This is a genomic window from Buchnera aphidicola (Cinara cf. splendens/pseudotsugae 3390), assembly GCF_900698845.1.
Taxonomy (GTDB): domain Bacteria; phylum Pseudomonadota; class Gammaproteobacteria; order Enterobacterales; family Enterobacteriaceae; genus Buchnera_F; species Buchnera_F aphidicola_AM.
On the sequence record NZ_LR217692.1, the window covers coordinates 265709 to 288019 of the forward strand.

Here is a 22311-nt window from a genome sequence, read left to right on the forward strand (position 1 = left end):
CAAAAAATTTCAATAAAAACGACATTATATTAAAATAAAATATTATATATGGATGTTTTACAATAAAAAAATTGATTTATAAAATTATTAGTATATTTGTATCATACATTAACTTTTAAAGCTATTGAACATAAAACACCAAGATGTTTATTATGTAATTAATAAATTTTATATGCACTTACGTAGTTATTTAATAATTAAAAATATTTAAATTTTTCATTTATATAAATGTATTATATATCAATAATATTAACATTACTAAAACATAAAAAAATATAAAAATATTTTTTAATGTTTTAGTAATATTTTTCGTATATAAAAAATTTATTTATATTAATAAATATCTCTAATATTATTATGACTGTATTTATATAAAACATGTGCGTTTAATACTATAATTATAAAACAATAATATTTATGTGCGTGCATAACTATATTTATAACAATGTATAGATAATAAAAATTGTTTATGACAATAAAAATATACACAAAAAAAAGTGATCTTAATTGTATTATTGTATAAAATAAAAAATTACTATTTGTAAAAGATAATTTTGTGATGTATTATATGAAAAATAAAATTTGTTAATTTTTATTATAAATATATTTATAATATATAAATTATATTTAAAGAAGATTAAAAATAACAAATAATAACATAAAAAATAAATTTGTATTAACAAAATTGTTTATATATGATAGAATTATTTATTCTATATATTAAATAGACATTAATAAATTTTCTTAAATTATAAAAATAATGTTTCTTTTGTATAAAAAGAAAACAATTAATTAAAATTAAATACTTATTAATTTTAATTAAAAATATTATTATGTATACATAAAAACTAAGATATTTAATTAGAAATTTTTAAATCATAAACTATAATTTAAAAATATTAAACATTTAAAAAAAATGGAAATGTAAATGAACAATACAATATATTCAACAATTATTTTAGATGACAAAAATGTAGTAAAAAATGACTCTATAAATAACAAGAAAACTGAAAATATAGAAAATAATTTTCAAAAACAATATGTATACAACATAAAAATTACGTCTGACCATAGAAAAATAATAAACAAACAAAATATGGATTTTGATGATATTCATACACAAACATCAGATATTACTAATGAATCCTCTAAAAATTTAGACGATACAGAAATTGGATGGTTTTCTGTTTTAGATGATCAAGGTTATGAAAGATTCATACGTGATGGCCATGTTACAATAAATGAAAATAGAGAAGTAGCTATGGATAATTATACTGCTTTAGATAATAACGATAGACCGATAGTAGTTCCTGTAGGAACAAAAATACTGATAAAAAACGCTGGAATAATTGTAATTAAAGAAGATAATCATCAAAAAGGTCAGGATCCAATTTTTTTAGGACAATTAAAATCTACTTTATTAAATGATAATGATGTCATAGCTCATAAAAATAGTAAAATGCATGACTTAAATACCTCAGGATTAGAAAAATACAAAAAAAATGATTTAAAACTTAAATCTAAATTGATGTCACCAGAAACAATGATGAAAAACTATGAGCAAGAAACGATCAATTTAATGAATACACTCAAGTTAGTTCGATTGATTGAATCGGATATGACGGCACAACAAGAAGATTATTAATTTGTTAAAATATCGAAAAAATATAGTTTTTTTACTGTAAAATACAAATAAATTGAAATAATGTTCTATAATAGAAACTATAGTTATCTTGGTTTCTATTATATAATTCTAATCTATAATTAAAAAAAATCTAAAAAAAGATTCAGTATCTATATACGAAATTTATAAAAATATATTTAATAATTTAAAAAAATCTATTAATTTTCATAAAAATATACATAAAAAAATATTATTACTAGGCGTGATATGAAATAATGAAGTCTTTTTTTTTAATTTGTAAAAATATCTTATATTGTATATTATTAACATGTCATATACATAATCAGCCAATATCTTGTAGTACTATCAAAAACAAACCTTCTGTTTTACAACCATTGTCTTTAGTTACTAATATTAAAAATAAAAAATCTATCCAGAATGATTTATCATGGTTTACTACATATAAACATTACAAAGTCGGTGATCTTATAACCGTAATATGCAATGAAAATAATACTGTAAGAACTACTGTTAAAAATACCTATAATTATAAATTATATAATAAATTATATTCTTGTTTATTTTTAATAAAAAAACACATTTCATATTATTCCAAACAAGAAAAAACGAGAAAACCGCTCACTCTAAAAAAAATATATTTAAATAATCAAATAAATTCACATTTTTCCGTTAGGATAGTGTCTATTCTAAAAGACAAATATTTAAACGTATTTGGAGAAAAAAAAATATTAATTAATAATCATCGTCAAATAATACAATTTTACGGAATAATCAACCCAAAAAAAATAAATTTAAGTGATTCTATTGAATCTTATAAGATATCTAATTTTGTTATAAAATATATACAAAAAAATAAAAAAAAAGTATTTTTTTTATTTTAAAAGATTTTTATATATTTTTTTATAATTTAATAAAAATTTTTAATTAAAAATATACATAATGTACTGAATAAATAATTTAATTACATGAAAAAAATATCAACATTAAAAAATATAATAATCATGTTTTTTTTACTATTAAATATATCAAACGTATCAGCAAAAAAAATTCACAGTTTAATAAATATTTCTGGTATTAAAAATATTCAGATTATAGGATATGGATTAGTAGTAGGATTACCTGGAACTGGAGATAATACATTACATATTCCATTTACACGTCAATCTTTGAATAATATGCTAATAAAACTTGGAATATATACAACATGTAATAATAATATACAAACAAAAAACGTAGCAGCTGTAATAGTAACAGCAATAATTTCTCCTTGGAATTATATTGGAAAAAAAATTGATATCACAGTCTCTTCTATTGGAAACGCTAGCAGTTTAAATGGTGGAACTTTATTAATGACACCTTTACAAGGTATAGATAAAAAAATCTATGCTATTGCTCAAGGCAATATATCCATGAATTGGAGAAAAATCAAAATAAATTATACAGAAAAAATTTCTATAAATAATCCAACACGAAAAAAAATAATTCATGGAGCAATCATAGAAAAATCTATATCAAATATTCTTGATGAACATAAAAATGGAATTTTTTTATTAAAAATAAAACATAAAAATTGGCACTTGTTACAAAAAATTTATAATACAATTAATATACATTATTTTGATATAGCTACTATTATAGACAGTAATACTATACAAATAATAATACCCAAGAACAGAAAATTACAAAACCAAGTTTTGATGAATATTATGAATATAAATATATCTATAAAAAATTATAAAAAATAATTTATTAAAATTAAAAAAATCAAAAAAACTATTATAAAATATATATTAAAATATATATTTTAAGATACATACAAATATATACCTTAAAATATACATTGAACTTAATATACATTAAAATATAAAAAATGTAACATTAAATACATGGTAACTTAAATAAAAAATTTTTATATAATTCTAATATTTTATTTAATATTGCAAATATATTAACTATAAATATAAAAATATTATTAATATAAAACTATAAAAATATTAGTATGTTATGAAAAATTTTTATATGTAATACAAGTTATACATAATTAAATACATATTTTTAATAAACCTTAATTTTATAGAATCAATATATGAATACTATTCATGCTAAACCAATATCCATTATCATTACGAAACATATGTCAGAGCAAAGAATCGATAATTTTTTATTCAAAACTTTTAAAAAATTACCTAAAAGAATGATATACCGTAGTATACGAATAGGAAAAATAAAAATTAATAAAAAAAAAGTACAACCATTTTATAAATTAAAAATACATGATAATCTTACTCTATACTCAATAAAAATTGAGATAAAAAAAAAAAAATTAATTTAAAATCATCAACAGTGCATTTATTTTTAAAAAATATATTATTTGAAGATAAATATTTAATTATTTTTAATAAACCATATGGAATTGCAGTACACGGAGGAAGCGGTATAAATTATGGTGTAATAGAAATATTTAGAAAAATTCGTCAAGAACTAAAATTTCTAGAATTAGTTCATCGCATTGACAAAGAAACGTCTGGAATATTAATGCTTGCAAAAAAACGTTCTATTTTAAAAAAAATGCATGAAAATTTAAGAAATAAATTAATATATAAAGAATATTTAGCATTATTGCATGGTCGTTGGTCCGAAAAAAATACTACGGTTAATCTTCCTTTGCTCAAAAAAAAAAATGATCATCAAAAAAAAAAAGTATGCGTTCACAAAAACGGAAAGCCGTCAACTACTTGTTTTAAAATTTTTCAATACTTCCATAATACCACTCTTATGTCCGTAATTCCAATAACAGGACGTACACATCAAATTCGAGTACATGCTGCACAATTTGGACATCCTGTTGTTTTTGATCAAAAATACGGAAACATTAAAAAAGAAAAAAAAATCATCCATAAAAAGAATGGCAGACTGTTATTACACGCTTACAAAATCTTTTTTTATCATCCACTAAGTAATAAAAAAATTTTTATAACTGCTAAATTAGATGAACAATTTAAAAAATTATTGAAAATATTTTCAAAAAAAAATATATTTAATAACTTTTAAATTGATATAATAATTGTAGTTTTTAAGAATGTTTAATATACTTAAATATTACTCTAAAATTAATAAAAATAATTATTGATTATTATAAAGGAAAAAAAATGGCCGTACAAAAAAGTAAACCTAGTCGTTCAAAAAGAGGAATGAGACGATCTCATGATCATGTATTAGAGAAAAAAATATCCATAGATAATACTTCTAAAGAAATACATATTCGTCATCATATTACTGAAAAAGGTTATTATAAAGGAAAAAAAACATTTTTATTCCATAAAAAATCTGCAAAAATAATTAAATAAAACATCAATAATTTTATATAAATACAAATTATACGGTAATTATAATAAAATTATATTTATATAAGATATAAAATTTAATAATTTGTTTTTAAATGGAATAAATTGTTATATTTTATTTTAATATTTTTTAATATATGTTAATAATTTTGATAAAAAATTAATAAATAATTTTTATTATCATTAATTATTATTAATATTATTTATATCATAGTTATACAACAAAATATTTTTCTATATACTATATAGTAGTATATAGAATAAAAAGGTAATTCAATTTATGAAAAAAATTTCATTAATTTTTCCAGGATATGGATTATCTAATATAGATTGCTTAAAATTATTTTTTAAAAAACATATTATAATAAGAAAAACGTTTGAAGAAGCATCTGATATCTTGCATAAGAATATATACAATAACTGTTTTAAAAAAAAAAATAATCCTTTGTATCTAAAAAAAAACATGCATTTATTAATATTTATATCATCTATTGCAATATATAAATTATTAAATCAAAAAATATACATTAAACCATCTATTTTTGCTGGACATAGCTTAGGTCAATATTCAGCATTAGTATGTAATAATAATATCTTGTTTCAAGAAGCTTTAAAAATTGTAAATATACGTCATAAAATAATGTTGTTAGCCGTAAAAGATACCCGAGTATTAACATTAGTTATAATTGGACTAAATTATATTTTGATTGAAAAAATTTGTTCATTAATTTCAAATAAAAAAAAAGTATTTATTTCTATTATTAATTCTAAAACACAAGTAGTGATAACTGGACATTACTCAGCAGTATATACAGCCGGTCAAATATTTAAAAAACAATTACATGTAAAAGTAATACGTTTACCTATACCATTTACATCACACTGTTTTCTCATGAAAAATTATAAAAAAAAATTTTCTAGATCTTTAAGAAAGATAAAGATATCAAAAGGAAAATATCCTATCATTGGCAATTATCGTTCAAAAATTTTAACTTCTAAACAAGACATATATATTTCATTACTAAAACAAATATATAAAAAAGTACATTGGAAACAATGTATTATGAAAATAATTTCTATGGGTATCAGTATTTTTATTGAAGTAGGATTGGGAAAAGTTTTAACAAATTTAAATAAAGAATATCGTAAAATTTCATCATACTCGACTAATAATAACCAAAAACTATCATTAATTATTGATATAATAAAAAAATTATGAAAAAAAATATAGCATTAGTAACAGGAGCTAATAAAGGTATTGGAAAAAAAATTTCAACAGAGTTAATAAGCAAAGGAATATATGTAATAGGTACTTCTACAACTCTACAAGGAGTAGATAAAATAAAAAAAACATTTAAAGGTCATGGAATTGGTGTATTAATAAATTTTTTAAAAATTATAGAAACTAAAAAAAAAATTCAAAAATTAATTAAAAAATTTAAAATAATTGATATATTTGTACATAATGCAGGTGTTATACAAGATAGTATCTTACTTAAAATGCATGATTCCTATTGGAATAATGTAATTAACATTAATTTATCTGCAATATTTCATATTACAAAAATTATTTTGTTACCTATGATTAGACAAAGATATGGGAGAATAATAGTTCTTAGTTCAATATCAGGTTATACGGGACAAATTGGACAAACTAACTATGCTGCTTCAAAATCTGGACTTGTTGGATTTTCAAAATCTTTAGCTTTAGAAGTAGCATCAAAAGGAATTACTGTTAACGTAATTTCTCCTGGATATATATATACTGATATGACTAAAAAAATATTATCTTTAAAAAAGGAAGAAATTTTAAAAAAAATACCTGTAGGTCGTTTTGGAAATACCCAAGATGTTGCTTACGTTGTATCTTTTTTATCATCAAAAAAATCTTCGTATATAACTGGTCAAAATATTCATGTAAATGGAGGTATGTACGTTGACTTTAATGTATAAATTATTATTTATATAAATAAAATTTTCATTTCACGGATTTATTTTAATAATTGTTAAATATATAGGAAACTATTATATGAAAAATATTTTTAGCAGAATAGAAAAAATTTTAGCAAAACAATTCCAAATAGATAATAAAGATATTTCTTTATCCAGTAATCTGAAAAAAGATTTAAAAGCAGATTCATTAGATTTTATTGAATTAATCATGTTATTGGAAGAAGAATTCAATATTGAATTATTTGATATGAATCCAGAAAAAATACAGTCTATACAAAATCTTGTTACGTATATTAGTAATAAACTTAAAAAAAAAAATAAAATACATAAACATGAATAAATATCCTTGGCTAATTACTCAGTATTTAAATATAATTAACAAATACCGTAAAAATTCATTACATCCTGTAAATTTAATTCAAGCTCCTACTGGTGTAGGAATTTCAAAATTAATCTTTAATATTTCTAAATGGATTCTATGCTCATATAGAAATAAATTTACTAATTGTAAAAAATGCATATCGTGTTTTTTAATAAAAAAAAAAAATCATCCTGATTTTTACAATATAAATTATATTTCCCAATATAAAAATATTGGAATTGATATAATCCGAGATATAATTAAGAATTTATATAAAACATCGCAACAAGGTGGGTGTAAGATAGTCTATTTTTCAAATATCAATTCTTGTACTTTAGAAGCTAGTAATGCTTTATTAAAAACATTAGAAGAACCTCCAAAAAATACTATTTTTTTTTTACATACAAGAAATATCACTCAAGTAATTAATACTATTAAAAGTAGATCAATTATATATTATATACACGCACCACAAGAAAATATCGCTATTTCATGGCTAAAAAAAAAAAACAAACAACATAATTTTTTACAATTATTAACTGCACTACGAATAAATAATAATGCTCCTATATCTACTCAAAAATTTTTAAAAAGTAATGCATTTAAACAGAGAAATATATTTATGCGCGCAATACATACATATATCAATGAAAAAAATGACAGTGATTTATGGAGTGTAATACTAGATTATGATGAAAAGATTATAACTACTTTAATTTGTTATTTTTTATTAGATATTATTAAATATAATATATGTAAAAATAATACAATCAAAAATGTAGATCAATTAAGGTTAATCAAAAAAATTGCACATATAAATAAATTTAATGTATTAAAAAATAATTTGATATCCTGGATTCAATTCCAACAAATACTATCTACTTCTTATAAAATAGATAAAAAATTAATATTCATAGAACAAATTTTTTTATGGATGAAAACATTGCATACATAATATTTTAATTAAAAAAAACACAAGGATTTTAGACATGTTTCTAATAGATACTCATTGTCACATTAACCGTATAGACGATACCAATAAGCCTGAAAAATTAGATTGTATTTTAAAAAAAGCATATACAAATAATATAAAATTATTCTTATCTGTATCTACTTCTATTGAAGATTTTTATAATTTATACCAATATACTTATACCCATAAAAATATTTTACTATCATGTGGTTTACATCCTAATGATCAACATACAAATAATGATTTACAGACAATACTATCATTATCTAAAAAAAAAAAGTTATTGCAATTGGAGAAACAGGATTAGATTTTTATAGATCTATAAAAAATAAAAATAAGCAAATTGAATTATTCAGACATCATTTACATATATCTGATATAACTAAAAAACCTCTAATTATTCATAATAGATGTGCTGATTACGAAATATTTCAATCTCTAAATTCAAATAAAAATAAATCATATTCCGGAGTTATACATTCTTTTACAGGAACGATAGATATAGCAAGAAAATTTTTAGATGCTGGATTCTATATATCATTTTCTGGAATTATTACGTTTAAAAAATCTAATGATTTAAGAAAAGTATTAAATTTTATACCATTGAATAGATTATGTATAGAAACAGATGCACCTTATTTATCTCCAGAGCCGTATAGAGGAATAATTAATCAACCATATTTTTTATATTATATAGCAAAAACTATTCAAGAATATTTAAAAATTGACTTTTTTGAATTTACTAAAATTTTAAACAATAATTTTTTTAAATTGTTTAATGTTGAAAAAAAAAATATAGCTAATCTTATCGATACTAAATAAAAAATTACAAAAAATATCATGTAAATCAATATAATCAATATTATTAACTATATATATTATATCAATTTAAGAAATCATTATATAAAATATTAATATAAATAAAATATATACTTAAAAAATCAAATATTATAAATATTTTTTAAAACTATAAATTAAAAAAAATATTAAAATAATAAACTTTATTTTTATAAATATACATTAATAGTTTATTATGTAAAATGTATATTAAGTTATCACAACGTGTAAAATTATATTGAAAATTTTATTACTTATAAAAATAAATAATTAACAGTATTTATTATTAATAATAAACAGGAATGTACATCAATACATGTTCTCTGTTTTACATACAAAATATATTTTTATATTTTGTATATATAACATAAAAATAAACATAACTAATTTTACACATAAAATATATATATATATTAAATAAGTTAATTATATATAAATATAATTTATGTTTATTTATATAAAAACATAAAATTATTTATAATTTATCTTTAATAAATAATTCAAAAATCCGCATGTCCTACCGTTCTAGGAAAAGGAATAACTTCCCTAATATTATTAATTCCAGTAATAAATAATACTAATCTTTCTAATCCTAAACCAAAACCAGCATGCGGAACTGTTCCATATCTTCTTAAATCTTTATACCAGTCATAATTTTTATTATTTAATCCTATTTCTTGCATTCTATAATCCAAATAATCAATTCTATCTTCTCGTTCAGAACCTCCAATAATTTCACCTACTTGTGGAATTATCACATCAAAAGCAGCAACCGTGTTATTATCATCATTTACTCGCATATAAAATGCTTTTAATTTCTTCGGATAATTTTGTATTATTACTGAAGATTTGAAATGATTATTTACTAAATATTTTTCTTGTTTAGAAGATAAATCTTTTCCCCACAATATATCTTCATCAAAAATATTTTTATTTTTTAACAAAATATCTATAATTTCAGTATATTCTACATGTATAAAATTAATTTCTAAGAATTTATTTAATCGATGAATAATAGTATTATCAATTTTTTTTTGTAAAAAAAGTAATTCTGACATACAATTATTTAACACATCCGCAACAGAATTTTTCAATAACTGTTCAGCAAAAACTGATATATCATTAATATCTGAAAAAGATTTTTCTACTTCTAACATCCAGAATTCAGTTAAATGTTTTTTTGTATTAGAATTTTCAGCTCTAAATGTAGGACCAAAAGAATATACTTTAGATAAAGCGCAAGCGTAAGATTCTAAAGTTAATTGACCGGAAACAGTTAAAAAAACCTTTTTTTTAAAAAATTCATTGTTTTTTCTTATGTAATTGATTTTACTATTAACATTATTATCATCTAGCATAGATACCCTAAACATAGATCCAGAACCTTCAGTATCAATACTAGTAATAATAGGAGTAGATACCCATAGATATCCAAAGTTATTTAAAAATTGATTTAATGACTGAAATACTGTATTTCTGATTCTAGAAATTACTCCAATTAAGTTAGTTCGTGGACGTAAATGACAATAACTTCTAATATATTCAATACTGTGTTGTTTAGCAGACATAGGATATATATCTGGATTATTTATCCATCCCAAAACTTTTATATGAAGAGCATAAATCTCATATATTTGCAAATTTCCTTTAGATAATTTCAAATGACCAGAAATTAAAACTGAACAACCAATAGTTAACTTAACGATTTCTGTAAAATAATTACATAAAATTTTTTTTGCTATTACCTGTATTGTGGATGTAGAAGATCCGTCAGATACAGTTAAAAAAGATATTCCTATCTTAGAAAATCTATTATTGCGTATCCAACCATTAATAGTAATTAATTTATTTAAATGATTATTTTGTTTATAAATATCTAATATAGAGATTTTGTTCATAATCATGTCCTATTTTATGGTATATATATTTTAATGATATATATACAATTTAATATGATGATGTTACACACATTTTTATATATATCAATCTTTATCAACTCCATATTAATATCATGAATCTAGGCTTACATATATTAATACAAAAAATCAAAATAATAAAATCAAATATCTATCAGAATAATTCAAAATTTAAAAAAATCATGTATTTTATATTAAAAGTAACACTTTATTATTAATAAATATTTATCTAATTTTCTATTCAATTAAAATATTAACTTATTAAACTTATTAATATTTAACTGTAAAATATAAAATATTTATTTTTAATAAAAAAATTTATATAAAATAAATTGTATTTATTTTACAATAAACTTTGTATTAATTTAAATAACAAAACTAAATAAAAAAACTATAAAACTTTTAATAAAAAATAAAAACTATATTATTATGCAATTATATAATAAAAACTATTTTTTTACGTCAATTTTGTACACTTTTGATAACAAGACAACTATTATACATATAATAAAAACAATTTAAACATAGATCATATTAGTATATATTTAATATAATAATGAAAATTACATAAAAATAGTGTAATCTTTTAAGAATCTATTTAAAAATGATTTAAAAAATACTACATAATGTTATGCAATTGATTTTTACAATCTACACAACAACACGAATTTAATTTAACCGAACATCTTTTACATTGAATAAATAAATGATGACAAGAATCATTGAAACAATTTATATGATTACGATTAGTATATTTTTGACAATTTATACATATAGAAAAAACATCATTAGTAATTTTTTTTGATAAACGCGCATCAAAAACAAAAATTTTTCCTTTAAAATAATTAGGTAAATTATATTTTTTAACTTGTTTAATATAACTTAAAATTCCCCCATATATATGATATACATGAGAAAAACCATAATGTTTTAATAAAGCAGTGGATTTTTCACAACGTACACCGCCTGTACAATACATTACAATTTTTTTATTTCTATACGGTTCTATATACTTAGGTAATTTTTTCAATTGATCACGAAAAGTTCGTGCAGGTACAGTTAATGCATTACTAAAATGCCCAATTTCATATTCATAATCATTGCGCATATCAAAAAAAATATAGTCTTTATCAAGAAAACATTTATTTACTAAAAATGCATTTAAATATGTACTTTTTTTACATTTAAAAAAATAAAAATTTTTAATATTACTAAATACAATTTGTTTTTTAATTTTTATTCTTAAATCCCAAAAAGCCATTTGTTTGTTTTCAAAAGTATAATTTATATACATTTTTTTAGTTTTTATATCAATTTTTTTAAAAAATCGAGCAATATATTTATATTTTGCAAAAGGAATACTAATTGTAGCGTTTATTCCTTCTTTAGCAATATAAATTCTACCTAAAATACTTTTATTTTCTAAATGTAATTTTAGAAAAAAAAACAATTTTAAAGGATCAACAACATAAAAATATTTATAAAAAGATAAAATAACCCGTTTATTATTAATAGAATGCAAATAAATATTTTTTAAATACATATCTGAAGAAAATTTTATAATTTTACACACAGTAACAACCAATTTATTTTAAAAACTCAATTAGTATAATATATACATATAAAAAATACCATAATTTAATATAATATGTATATATCATAAAAAAATATTCATACTAATATTTGTTGTAATAAAATTTTTTTTTGATTATTAATTTTATACAACGAATTTTGAAGATTCAATAACAAGTGTCGTTTTTTTAATATGAAAGATGTAGGTGCATTTTTTAAAAATTTTTTATTTACCAATAAATTTTCAGTCGTGTTAACTTTAACCTCAATAGATTGAATTTTTTTGTTTAACCTATTAACTTCTATATTTATATTTAATTTAGCATCCAGTATAATAAATATTTCTACATCATCAATAATTCGTATTATAGCAGGAGGTAGTTTGTCAGTTAATTCAATTTCCATTAAACAATCTAGATAAGCAATTTTTTTTAACAGACTATTATGTTCTAATAAAAAAATTTTTTTTTGTAAAGGAACATTTTTAAAATATACTTTTAATAATGTAGTATGTTTAACTTTTGTATCAATTCGAATAAATCGTAAAACAGAAATAATCTTTTTAAACCAAGATATAAATTTAACAACAATTCTATTATTTAGTGAAATGTCATATTGAGGAATAGGATTCAAAATAATAGATGCATCAAATATTGTATTTAGCTTATCTAAAATATTCCAAATATATATTGTAATAAACGGTATTATAGGATGCATTAAAAGAATTAAAGAACTTAAAATTTGAAATAAAGTATTTTTAATTAATTTCTTTTCATATTTTGAACCATTATACAAAATAGGTTTAATCATTTCTAAATATTGATCACAAAAAGTATGCCATACAAATTTATACAATAATGATGATAAATGATCAAATCTAAATGATTTCAAAAAAAAATGATATTTTTTAATAACATTGTTAAATTTTGAATAAATCCACTTATCTAACAATACAGTAGAAAAAATTTTTTTTGTAAATACATTATTTTTAATATTGTTAATAACAAAACGACTAGCATTCCAAAGTTTATTACAAAAATTTTGATATCCTTTTAATCTATTCATATCCCAATGAATATTTCTACTCGTAGAAGCTAAAGATAAAAAAGTATATCGTAAAGCATCAATACTGTGTGAAGAAATACCTTGTGGGAAATTTTTTATAGTATTTTTTTTAATAAAATCAAATTTTTTCGAATGAATTAAATTATTTGTTCTTTTTTTAATTAATTTTTTTAAGCTAATTCCATCAATAATGTCTAAGGGGTCTAAAACATTACCGTAGGATTTAGACATTTTTCTGCCATGTTCATCTCGTATTAATCCAGTTATATATACTTTTTTAAAAGGAATTTGAGGTTTTCCATATTTATCCTTAATGATATGTACAGTTAACATAATCATACGAGCAATCCAAAAAAAAATAATATCAAAACCACAAACTAAAACATCAGTTGGATGAAACATCTCTAATTTCTTTTTATCTTTTGGCCAACCTAAACCAGCAAACGTCCATAAGCTAGAAGAAAACCAAGTGTCTAGTACATCAGGATCTTGTATTAAAAGTACTTTTTTATCTAAAGAATATTTTTTTCTAATAGATTTTTCATTTTTTCCTACATAAACATTGTCTTTTTTATCATACCATATCGGAATTCTATGTCCCCACCATAATTGACGTGAAATACACCAATCTTGAATATTATTCATCCAGGATAAAAACATATTTTTATATTGTTTCGGTACAAAAATAATTTTTTTTTCTTCTACAGACCTAATAGCTTCCTTGGATAAAAATTTAGTACTCAAATACCACTGGTTGGTTAATCTAGGTTCTAAAATTACTTCGCTTCTATCACCATATGGCATAGTACCTATCCGGGTACTAGATTTTTTTAATAAATTTAGTTGATTTAATAATAATAAAATTTTTTCTCGTGCAATAAAACGATCTAAATTTCGCAAATTTTTAGGAACAAAATTATCAATTATATTAATATATTTCCCTTTATAATTAAAAATATTTAATTTTTTTAATACTTTTCCGCTTTTTGAAAAAATATCAATCATAGGTAACTTATTACGTATACCAATTTCATAATCATTAAAATCATGAGCAGGTGTTACTTTCATACATCCAGTACCTTTAGTCATATCAATTGAATCATCACTGATTACTGGAATAATGCGATTTACGATAGGAACTATAACGTGACTACCGATATATTTTTTATATCTTACATCTTGTGAATGAACAGCTAAAGCTGTATCTCCTAATAATGTTTCTGGTCGTGTAGTAGCAACAGTTAGACTCTTTTTATCAAATGAATCTATATTATCACATTCAGATGTTAAAAAATATTTTATATACCACATTGTGTTATTACTAACACGATTTTCGACTTCTAAATCAGAAACTACAGTTTTAAATTTTGGATCCCAATATACTAATTTCTTATGCCTATAAATCAATCCTTCTTTATACAACATAATAAAAACTTTATTAATAGCTTTTGAAAAATCAGAATCTAACGTAAAACGAATAGTGTTCCAATCAATCAAATGACCTAATCTTTTTATTTGGTTAAACATAATCAATTCTGATTTTTTTTTCCAAGTATAAACTTTATTTATAAATTCTTCTCTAGAATATGCATTCTTATTCTTTCCTTCTTGAATTAATAAATTTCTTTCTACTACCATTTGTGTTGCAATGCCGGCATGATCTGTTCCTAATTGTAGTAGTGTATTTTTTCCAGACATGCGTTGATATCGCGTTATTACGTCCATGATAGTCTGCTGAAATGCATGACCCATATGTAAATAACCAGTTATATTTGGTGGAGGGACCATAATACAAAAATTTTTATTTTTTATATTGTTATAGTTATAATTAATACACTGATTTGTATTCCAGTATTTTTGTATTTTTTTTTCTATTAAGTTAAAATTATAATTTTTATCCATAGTCTTACTACATCTATTCAGTTATTTAAAATTACACAATATATTATATTAACAGTCAAAAATCAGAAAATATTCTTTATTTTATACATTATATGTTAAACAATACATTTAATAAATATTAATAAAAATTTTTCAAAATAGTTATTTATAAAAACATAAATTTTATAAAATAAAAGTTTCTAATATTTAAACTTTATATTTAATAAATATCTTATTTTAAAAAAAAGTTTAATTGTTATTTTTATAAAAATCTGATTATAGTTGTTATATATATTTTATTTAAAATTATAAATACCAAATTAATATTTAACCACATAAAGTTATATTCAAAAAAATTATTTAATTTAAAACTATGTTATTTTATTTTTAAAAAAAATAAAAGTATTATTTGATAATTTTAAGACATAATATTTATATTTTTAATTTATATAGTTAACTATTTTGTAAATTAAAAAATTATTTTATTAATATTATATTAATATTTAAAAAAACCATAATTTATATATATAATGACATTAATAATACTTTATTTTATATATAAAAGTGTATTGTAAAACATAACGATTTTATTATCAATTAATTAAAAAAATAGATGCATGAAAATATATTCAAGTTTAAAAATATTTTTGAGATATAAATAATCAAAAAAATAATTACATAGGTAAAAATATATCAAAAATATTCTGTATACTGTATGCTGTATATATATAAAAAATATTAATAAAAAATTTTAATAATAGTATCTTTAATATTTAAAAATTATTAATATTTTATATTAAAATGTTTAATATTATATAAATACCAAAAGTACTCTAAAATTTAAAATTTTTATAAATATAAATCAATATATAATCTAAAAAGCATATTTTTTAAGTGCATAAAAACAATCACCGTTTATAAAGCATAAAATAACATATAATTTACTTGTTTATTAACAAAAAAGTTGTATACATACAGGATGTATAATGAAAACACTATATAAAAAAAGTTTTTTACAATTTTCAGATTTTACACAAGAAGAAATTTTATATTTAATTAAATTATCTGGATTTGTAAAAAACCAAAAAAATAAAAAAAAAGAAAAAAAATACTTAAAAGGAAAAAAAATAGTATTAATTTTTGAAAAACAATCTACTAGAACTAGATGTGCTTTCGAAATAGCTGCTAATGATCAAGGTGCCTATACTACATATATTGGTCCTCATGATACTCATATTGGATATAAAGAATCTATTCAGGATTCTGCAAAAATACTAGGTACAATATATGATGGAATACAGTACAGAGGTTATGATGATAAAGTTCTTCATGACTTTAAAAAATATTCCAATAAACCGGTTTGGAACGGTTTGACTAATACTTTCCATCCTACTCAAATTTTAGCAGATTTATTTACCATGAAAGAAATCTATCCTAATAAAAAATTACAAAAAATAAGATGTGCATATATAGGAGACGCTCAAAATAATATAGCAAATACACTTTTAGACGCAGCTACTTTTATGAATTTAAAAATAAATATTGTATCTCCTAAAATATATCAACCTAAAAAAAATTTTTTATTAAATTTGAATAAAAAAAGAAAAAAAAATACCAATATTTTGTATACTGATAATATTGAGAAAGGTGTAAAAAACGTTGATTTTATTTATACTGATGTATGGGTTTCTATGGGAGAAAAAAAAAGTGCTTGGGAAAAAAAAATAAAAACACTATATCCTTACCAAGTTAATCAAAAAATATTAGATATGACAGAAAACCCTAATATTAAGATACTGCATTGTTTACCAGCGTTACACGATAAACAATCTTCTTTAGGATTAGAAATTCATAATATATTCAATATCAAAAATGGATTAGAAATTAGTAATGACGTTTTTAATTCTAATTTTAATATCAGTTTTCAACAATCAGACAATCGATTGCATACAATTAAAGCTCTATTAATATCATGCTTATCAAAAAAAATTTTTTTTAAAAGTAAAAACTAAAAGACATATTTTTATACTCTATGTTCAAAATATAACTTACATAAAACAAATCACTACAAAAATAATGGAGAAGTTTGTGTCAAAAAAAAAATATGTTTTAAATACTGTATTTGGACCATATTCTTCTGTTATACGAACAAAAGATTTATTTTTCATTTCAGGTCAAATTCCAGTAAACAAAAAAACAGGAATAATACCTAAGTATATATCAGATCAAACTACTTTAGCTTTACAAAATATAAATTTAATATTACACGAAAATTATTTAAGTATACAAAATATTGTTAAAATCACTATTTTTACAACCCAAATGGATAAATTAAAAGAAATTAATTTATCCTATCAAAAATTTTTCAACAAATATACTAACCAATATCCTGCACGATCATGTATAGGAATATCAGAACTACCTCAAAAAGTATCTATAGAAATTGAAGCAATAGCATCTGTATTATATAAAAAATAAATATGCCACTACGTGGCATAAAATTAATAAATTAATTAGTTTTATAATCACTTACATTATACAAAAAAATTAAAAAGTACGTTTAATATAATTTTTACGATTTCCGAAAGATAAAGATTTTTTATTTTCTCGTAATGATGAATATGCTATGAGCTTAATATTAATAGGTTTATTTAAAATACGTGTACGCAATAAACAAGCGAGTAACCTTTTAGAATGATTTTTAGGTAATTCAACAGTAGAATAAGTCGAAAATAATTTAATTGCTCCTATTAATCGACTACTAATATCTCCTTCATTAGCAATTGCTCCAACAATGTGACGTACTTCTATACCATCATTTTTACCAACTTCAATACGATATAATGTCATATTTTCTGATTTCTTACGATCATGAATAAAACGAGAATTTGGATTTATTTTATTATTATTAAACTTACGTATATTATACGTACTCGTTGAAAAACTATTATTAAAAGATAAAGATGAATAACGTTTATCTGGAGGAATAATTAAAGGTCGTTCACCTTGAACTAATTTTAATAAAGCTGCTGATAAATTTTCAAAATTCCAACCATCTTTTAAATTTAATTTTGATAAAAGTAATTTATATGATTTTAAATCAGCACTATTTAATTGTTTTTGTATTTTTTCTGAAATAATTTGTAGTCTTTTCTGTATAACAAGTTCAGATTTTGGTAATTCTATCTCTTTAATAGGATGTTTAATAGTTCTTTCGATATTATTTAATAATCTGCGTTCACGATATTCAACAAATAATAAAGCCCTTCCCGTTCTTCCTGCTCGACCAGTACGACCAATACGATGAACATATGATTCGGAATCCATAGGTATATCATAGTTAATAACAAAACTAATACGATCTACATCTAAACCACGCGCAGCAACATCTGTAGCAATCAATATATCTAGTTTTCCAGTCTTTAATCTTTCTAATGTTTGTTCCCGCAATGATTGATTCATATCACCGTTTAATGCCGCGCTATTATATCCATGCTTTTCTAACGCTTCTGAAACTTCTAAAGTAGCATTTTTAGTACGAACAAAAATAATGGTAGCAGAAAAATCTTCAACTTCTAAAAATCTAATTAAAGCATCAGTTTTTTTTCCACGTACAATCCAATAACTCTGTTGTATATCTGGACGTGTAATACCAGTAGATTGTATTTTTATTTCTTGTGGACTATTCATAAAACGCTTTGATATTCTACGAATTATATTAGGCATAGTAGCAGAAAATAAAGCTGTTTGATGTTTTTTAGGTATTTTAGACATAATATTTTCTACATCTTCTATGAAACCCATACGCAACATTTCATCAGCTTCATCCAAAACTAAACTATTTAAATTGACTAAATTTAATGTTCCACGTTTTAAATGATCTAACAAACGACCAGGTGTTCCTACAATAATTTGCGGTCCTTGTCTAAGAATTTGTAATTGAATGTCATATCTTTGACCACCATACAATGCTAATACTTTAACGCCAAAAATATATCTAGAAAAATCAGAAAAAGCTTTTGCTACCTGTATGGCAAGTTCTCTAGTGGGGACTAGAACCAAGATTTGAGGATGTTTTAAAGAAACATCGATATTATTTAACAAAGGTAATGCGAAAGCAGCTGTTTTGCCGCTACCCGTTTGGGCCATCCCAAGTACATCCTTTCCTAATAATAGGTGAGGCATGCAAGCTAACTGAATTGGTGAAGGCTTTACATATCCTAATTGTTCTAAAGATTTAAGTAAATGAGAATTAAGCCCAAAAATAGAAAAAGAATGATGAATTTGAGTCATGCAGAGTATAAGCCTCTTTATGTTACAATCACGACCAGTATACTACATCACTCATGATGAAAATTTTTATGTATTTTCATTAAAAATGTATGAACCGGCTAAATTGAATGTATATAAATTTTTTAAAAATAAAAGATATATTTAATACAATTAAAATACAAAAATACTGAACATAAAAAATAAACTAATAAAATTTATTATACAATAAATATTAGTAATAAGATAGTCCGTCTATCTGATAAAATCTATCATACATAATATATGAATTTAAATTTTATTTAATACATTAATATTTTTCATACTTAAACGAATTCTTCCTTGTCGATCTATCTCTAAAACTTTAACGGAAACGATCTGATCTATTTTTAAATAATCAGCTACTTTATCTATTCTTTTATGTGAAATTTGTGAAATATGTATTAATCCTTCTTTTCCAAAACCAAAAGAAACAAATGCTCCAAAATCTAAAATACGTGTTACCTTACCAGTATAAATTTTTCCAATTATAATATCTTCCGTAATTTCCTTAATTCTACGAATAGCATGTTTAGCTTTTTCGTCTACAGTAGCTGATATTTTTACTATTCCGTCATCTTTAATTTCAATAACAGTACCAGTTTCTTCAGTCAACATTCTAATAGTAGATCCTCCTTTTCCAATAACATCTTTTATTTTTTCTGGATTAATTTTCATTGTATATATTCTTGGTGCAAATTTCGATATATCGCTTCTAGGTATTTGTAAAGTAGCTTCCATAATATCTAAAATTTTCAATCTAGCAATTTTTGCTTGATATAAAGCATCTTTAATAATATTACTAGTAATGCCAGAAATTTTTATATCCATTTGTAATGCAGTAATCCCAGATCTGCTTCCAGCTACCTTAAAATCCATATCACCTAAATAATCTTCATCTCCTAAAATATCTGACAAAATAATATAAGTATCTTTTTCTTTTATTAACCCCATAGCAATTCCTGCTATAGCTGATTTGATAGGAACTCCTGCATCCATTAAAGCTAAAGATGCACCACATACAGAAGCCATAGAAGATGATCCGTTAGATTCTGTAATTTCGGAAACCAAACGAATTGTATATGGAAATTCTTCAATATTTGGCATAACCGCTACAAAACTACGTTTAGCTAATTTTCCGTGACCTATTTCTCTTCTTTTAGGTGATCCTACTATTCCTATTTCGCCTACAGAGTAAGGAGGAAAATTATAATGAAATATAAAATTATCAGTTCTATCTCCCAAAAGATCATCTAGATTTTGCGCATCTCTAGACGTTCCTAGCGTTGCAGATACTAGCGCTTGTGTTTCTCCTCTAGTAAATAGAGCAGATCCGTGGACACGAGGAAGAACACCTGTTCTTACATCAATTGGTCTAATTACATGATTTGTGCGACCATCAATTCTTATATTTTCTTTTAAAACACGTTGACGAACTATATTACGTTCTAAAGCATAAATATTTTCTTCAATTTTAAAATTCGTTAAAGTATTATCATCGTTAAGCAAATCTATAACTATTTTTTGCTTAATATCACTTAATTTACTCAATCGATCTTGTTTTATAAAAATACGATATGCTAACTCAATATCTTTACTAAATTTTTTAGATACTAAATCATAAAAAATTTTATCAGGTGTATTTTTAATAAAATCAAAATTAGGACGTTTATTAGCTTTTTTAGAAAAAGCAAAAATATTATCAATTAGTAATTTTTGTTTGTTATGACCAAACAGAATAGCTTGTAAAATATTTTCTTCAGGTAATATACTAGCTTCTGCTTCAACCATTAAAATATTTTTTTTTGTTCCAGAAACTACTAAATCTAGGCAACTATTTTTAATGATTTCTACTGATGGATTTAAAATATATTCATTATCTATTAATCCAACACGAGCTGCTCCTATAGGGCCTAAAAACGGTAGGCCAGATATACATAAAGCAGCAGATACACCAATAATAGAAATTATGTCTGGATTAATTTGAGGATTTACTGAAATAACTGTTACAATAATTTGTACCTCATTAAAGAAATCTTTAGGAAACAAAGGACGAATAGGTCTGTCAATTAATCTAGAGATTAAAATTTCATTTTCACTGGGTCTTCCTTCACGACGAAAAAATCCACCAGGAATTCTACCTGCAGCATACGTACGTTCTTGATAATTTACAATTAACGGAAAAAACTTTTGTCCAGATAAAATAGGAGTTGCCCCACTTACTACAGTAATCAAGGCAGTAGTATCATCCATACTAGCTAAAACTGAAGCGGTAGCTTGTCGAGCTATCATACCAGTTTCTAAGCTAACAGAATGTTTACCATATTTAAATGTATGTATAATTGGTTTTAACAAAATCTACATCCTTAAATAAAGATAAATTAATTTAAAAAATATTTTAAAAATACAAAAATCATATTTTTGATAAAAATTGTTGAAAAATAAAACTATAGTTT

17 protein-coding genes and 1 pseudogene are annotated in these 22311 nt (G+C 21.9%); 13 read left to right on the plus strand and 5 right to left on the minus strand.

The genetic code is table 11. The features are described 5' to 3' along the window. Positions 1–928: 928 nt before the first annotated feature. The 11 genes and pseudogenes from BUCISPPS3390_RS01125 (at position 929) to BUCISPPS3390_RS02150 (ending at position 9098) form a co-directional block, all read left to right on the plus strand. The gene (locus tag BUCISPPS3390_RS01125) at positions 929–1645 is read left to right on the plus strand and encodes a hypothetical protein (protein WP_154060823.1); all 717 of its coding nucleotides are present in this window, start codon (positions 929–931) and stop codon (positions 1643–1645) included. A 254-nt stretch (positions 1646–1899) separates the two neighbouring features. Continuing rightward, the gene (locus tag BUCISPPS3390_RS01130) at positions 1900–2526 is read left to right on the plus strand and encodes a flagellar basal body L-ring protein FlgH (RefSeq protein WP_154060824.1); all 627 of its coding nucleotides are present in this window, start codon (positions 1900–1902) and stop codon (positions 2524–2526) included. An 84-nt stretch (positions 2527–2610) separates the two neighbouring features. Continuing rightward, positions 2611–3390, plus strand: a complete 780-nt coding sequence (locus BUCISPPS3390_RS01135) for a flagellar basal body P-ring protein FlgI (RefSeq protein WP_154060825.1) — start codon at positions 2611–2613, stop codon at positions 3388–3390. 341 nt (positions 3391–3731) lie between these two features. Next, positions 3732–3977, plus strand: a complete 246-nt coding sequence (locus BUCISPPS3390_RS02120) for a S4 domain-containing protein (protein ID WP_232036964.1) — start codon at positions 3732–3734, stop codon at positions 3975–3977. An 11-nt stretch (positions 3978–3988) separates the two neighbouring features. Further along, positions 3989–4696, plus strand: a complete 708-nt coding sequence (locus BUCISPPS3390_RS01140; protein ID WP_232036965.1) for an RluA family pseudouridine synthase — start codon at positions 3989–3991, stop codon at positions 4694–4696. A gap of 98 nt (positions 4697–4794) precedes the next feature. Next, positions 4795–4992 carry a 50S ribosomal protein L32 gene (gene rpmF / locus BUCISPPS3390_RS01145; RefSeq protein WP_154060826.1) on the plus strand — a complete coding sequence of 66 codons (198 nt, stop codon included), beginning with the start codon at positions 4795–4797 and terminating at the stop codon, positions 4990–4992. Positions 4993–5269: 277 nt separating this feature from the next. Next, entirely contained in the window at positions 5270–6208 is a 939-nt protein-coding gene (locus tag BUCISPPS3390_RS01150) for an ACP S-malonyltransferase (RefSeq protein WP_154060827.1), read from the plus strand. Then, complete coding sequence (fabG, locus tag BUCISPPS3390_RS01155) at positions 6205–6942, plus strand: 3-oxoacyl-ACP reductase FabG (protein ID WP_154060828.1); 738 nt, start codon at positions 6205–6207, stop codon at positions 6940–6942. Before BUCISPPS3390_RS01150 ends, fabG begins: the two co-directional genes overlap by 4 nt. 76 nt (positions 6943–7018) lie before the next feature. Further along, positions 7019–7282, plus strand: a complete 264-nt coding sequence (acpP, locus tag BUCISPPS3390_RS01160) for an acyl carrier protein (protein ID WP_154060829.1) — start codon at positions 7019–7021, stop codon at positions 7280–7282. Then, complete coding sequence (locus tag BUCISPPS3390_RS01165; protein WP_154060830.1) at positions 7275–8258, plus strand: DNA polymerase III subunit delta' C-terminal domain-containing protein; 984 nt, start codon at positions 7275–7277, stop codon at positions 8256–8258. The genes acpP and BUCISPPS3390_RS01165 overlap by 8 nt, the downstream gene beginning before the upstream one ends. 34 nt (positions 8259–8292) lie before the next feature. Continuing rightward, positions 8293–9098: pseudogene (locus BUCISPPS3390_RS02150) on the plus strand (TatD family hydrolase). 515 nt (positions 9099–9613) lie between these two features. Here BUCISPPS3390_RS02150 and asnS read toward each other — a convergent pair. The 3 genes from asnS to BUCISPPS3390_RS01185 all read right to left on the minus strand — a co-directional run bounded on the left by asnS (position 9614) and on the right by BUCISPPS3390_RS01185 (position 15568). Further along, a complete protein-coding gene (asnS, locus tag BUCISPPS3390_RS01175; protein WP_154060831.1) occupies positions 9614–11011 on the minus strand; it encodes an asparagine--tRNA ligase in 1398 nt (465 codons plus the stop codon). A gap of 637 nt (positions 11012–11648) precedes the next feature. Then, positions 11649–12602, minus strand: a complete 954-nt coding sequence (locus BUCISPPS3390_RS01180; RefSeq protein WP_154060832.1) for a rhodanese-related sulfurtransferase — start codon at positions 12600–12602, stop codon at positions 11649–11651. A gap of 98 nt (positions 12603–12700) precedes the next feature. Beyond that, positions 12701–15568: a valine--tRNA ligase gene (locus BUCISPPS3390_RS01185; RefSeq protein ID WP_154060833.1), complete on the minus strand. Its 2868-nt coding sequence runs from the start codon at positions 15566–15568 to the stop codon at positions 12701–12703. A 965-nt stretch (positions 15569–16533) separates the two neighbouring features. On the opposite strand from BUCISPPS3390_RS01185, the gene argF reads away from it, so the two are divergent. After that, the gene (gene argF / locus BUCISPPS3390_RS01190; RefSeq protein WP_154060834.1) at positions 16534–17559 is read left to right on the plus strand and encodes an ornithine carbamoyltransferase; all 1026 of its coding nucleotides are present in this window, start codon (positions 16534–16536) and stop codon (positions 17557–17559) included. Between the two features lie 76 nt (positions 17560–17635). Beyond that, positions 17636–18025, plus strand: coding sequence for a Rid family detoxifying hydrolase (locus BUCISPPS3390_RS01195; protein WP_232036966.1), 390 nt, complete (start codon positions 17636–17638; stop codon positions 18023–18025). A 69-nt stretch (positions 18026–18094) separates the two neighbouring features. Here the strand turns inward: BUCISPPS3390_RS01195 and BUCISPPS3390_RS01200 are convergent, their stop codons facing one another. Both BUCISPPS3390_RS01200 and pnp read right to left on the minus strand, forming a co-directional pair. Beyond that, positions 18095–19840 (minus strand): DEAD/DEAH box helicase, encoded by a 1746-nt coding sequence (locus BUCISPPS3390_RS01200; protein WP_154060836.1) that lies wholly within the window; start codon positions 19838–19840, stop codon positions 18095–18097. A 267-nt stretch (positions 19841–20107) separates the two neighbouring features. Further along, positions 20108–22210: a polyribonucleotide nucleotidyltransferase gene (pnp, locus tag BUCISPPS3390_RS01205; protein WP_154060837.1), complete on the minus strand. Its 2103-nt coding sequence runs from the start codon at positions 22208–22210 to the stop codon at positions 20108–20110. Positions 22211–22311: the final 101 nt, after the last annotated feature.